This window comes from Flavobacterium sp. (assembly GCF_043773265.1).
Lineage (GTDB): Bacteria > Bacteroidota > Bacteroidia > Flavobacteriales > Flavobacteriaceae > Flavobacterium.
In genome coordinates this window covers 1-2,772 of sequence record NZ_JAYVFH010000125.1, presented here as the reverse complement: position 1 = coordinate 2,772, position 2,772 = coordinate 1, and the positions used below count along the sequence as shown (strand labels likewise).

Here is a 2,772-nt window from a genome sequence, read left to right as displayed (position 1 = left end):
AATAAACTTGACCTCACAAGAAAAAGTATCACATTGATATAATTTTTGAATTGCTATCTAAAATATTTTCTTATTGAATATTTTCCCCAGAATATCAATGAGTAATTTTAATAAACTTGACCACACAAGAAATTTTTACGAAAGTTAAATTTCCAAATGCTATATTTTATTTAAAAATTTAAAATATGCAATTATGAAAAACAATTACACCTTCAAATCGTTTTCAAAAAAGTTATTACTATTATTTTTTTTCCATTTTATATTTCAAAATGTACATTCACAAGTTGATTTAAGAACTTGTGGTTATAATTGTACTTCAAATAACTATACTTTAACAAATGTTTTTTTGAGTGCTACAGATGTATATGGTGTTCCTTTATCCAACACTACTTGTACTCCAGGATCAGTTTCTCAAGTATATATTTTATTAAATTATACTTCAAATGCTAATTCTGACATTTATTATTCTCGATTTTTTGCAGATTTATCAATAAATGGAGTTGTAACTCCTTTAAATGTTTATTTTGGAACAGTTAGTCCAGGTGCTGGACAAAGGTTTTTGTATGGACCATTTGATTGGACTTGCGGAACAGAATTATTATTATCAAATATTTTAATAGCATGGAGAACAAGTATTAATCAAAATCCTGGTCCAAATTATACATGTCAAAATTATAGTTCTTCCCAATGCGATTTTTCTCAAAATCTTGTAATCGCTAAACCTTTAGCTGTTCAATTTACTTACAAAGCTTGTAGACAAGGAAATAAAGCTACAGTAAATTTTACTTCTACAACTAATGGAGGAATTGCACCTTATTCTTATGCATGGGATTTTAATAGTGATGGTATTACAGACTCAACATTAGCAAATCCAACATTTTCTTTTAATTCAATAACTGGTAATACAGTTAAATTAACTGTTGTTGATTCTCAAGGATTAAGTAATTCTTATATTGTTAATATTAATATTCCATTAGAGATGGTTTTGAGTTCAACTACTTCTAATGTTAATTGTAGTAGTAGTACTGGTTCAATTGATCTAACCGTTTTAGGAGGTACTTCTGCTTATACATATTTATGGAGTAATGGTGCAACAACACAAGATATTTCTAACTTAAGTCCTGGATTATATTCAGTTACAGTAACAGATGCTAATAATTGTGTTAAAACTTTACAAACTACTATAAATCCAGGAGATGTTACTAATCCAATTGTTTTACCTCCAAATAACATAACAATTCAAGGATGTGGTTTAAGTGGATTAGTAAATAATGGAATGTTGCCTTTTTCATTGTCACCTTCAACAATAACATTAACTCAATTTCAACAACAAGGAGGTTCATTTATTGACAGTTCACCAATCGCTACTTTATATTATCAAGATACTCAGTCAGGTAGTTGTCCAATAATTGTTATTAGAAAATATTATCTAACCGATAGCTGTAATAATTCAGGATTCGCTTCTCAAACAATTGCTATTCAAGATACCATTAGTCCAATTTTTAATGGAAACACTCCTGCATATTTAACAGTTTCTTGTGAAAATGTTCCTTCTCCACCGGTTTTGATTGTAACTGATAATTGTGGATTTGTTAATATTAATTATTCTGAAAATATTAAAACAAGTAATTGTGCAGGATGCTATACAATTGAGAGAACATGGACAGCCAATGATTCATGTAATAATATTTCAACTTTTTTGCAGACTGTTTATGTAGAAGACACCACAGCACCAGTAATTGCAAGTTTACCAGCGCCAACCACTATTAGTTGTCCAGCAACACCAAGCTTTGCAACTGCAACCGCAACCGATGTATGCGGAAGTAGTTTTACACTAACTTTTGCTGATGTAACCACAAACGGACAATGTTCTGGAAGTTATTCTGTAACAAGAACTTGGACCGCAACTGATTCATGTAATAATGTTTCAACTGCATCACAAACAATAAATGTAGAAGACACCACAGCACCAGTAATTGCAAGTTTACCAGCGCCAACCACTATTAATTGTCCAGCAACACCAAGCTTTGCAACCGCAACCGCAACCGATGTATGCGGAAGTAGTTTTACACTAACTTTTGCTGATGTAACCACAAACGGACAATGCTCTGGAAGCTATTCTGTAACAAGAACTTGGACCGCAACTGATTCTTGTAATAATGTTTCAACTGCATCACAAACAATAAATGTAATTGATACAGTTGCTCCAGATATAACTACTCAAGCTTCTAACTTAATTGTAGAATGTGATGGTAATGGAAATCAAACGTCAATTACAAATTGGTTACAATCAAATGGTGGTGCAGTAGCAAATGATTTATGTTCTGATGTAACTTGGACAAATAATTTTAACTCTTTATCAAATGATTGCTCAACTGCAGTTACTGTAGAATTTACAGCAACTGATGCTTGTGGAAACTTCATTTCAACTTCTGGTACTTTTACTGTTCAAGACATTACTGCACCAATTGTACCAGTTGCTCCTCAGTCATTACAAGTTTCTTGCGCTTCAGAAGTTCCAACGGCTTTACCTTTAACGGCAATAGATAATTGTACAGGTAGTATTACATCTCAAGCACAGGATTCTATTATACAAGGACAATGTCCTAATTCATTTACAATTACTAGAACATGGACTTTTACAGATGCTTGTAATAATTCCTCTAATGTTTCTCAAACGATAAATGTTCAAGATACAACGGCTCCAAGTTTCGTTGAAGCTTTACCAGCTAACGTAACAGTAGAATGTTCTGCGGTTCCAACTGCTGTAAC

General features: G+C 32.0%; 1 pseudogene. It reads left to right on the top strand.

The window, feature by feature from the left end:
- Positions 1–193 precede the first annotated feature (193 nt).
- Positions 194–2,772 (top strand): annotated as a pseudogene (locus ACH2BO_RS06705) (hypothetical protein); the annotation flags it as partial.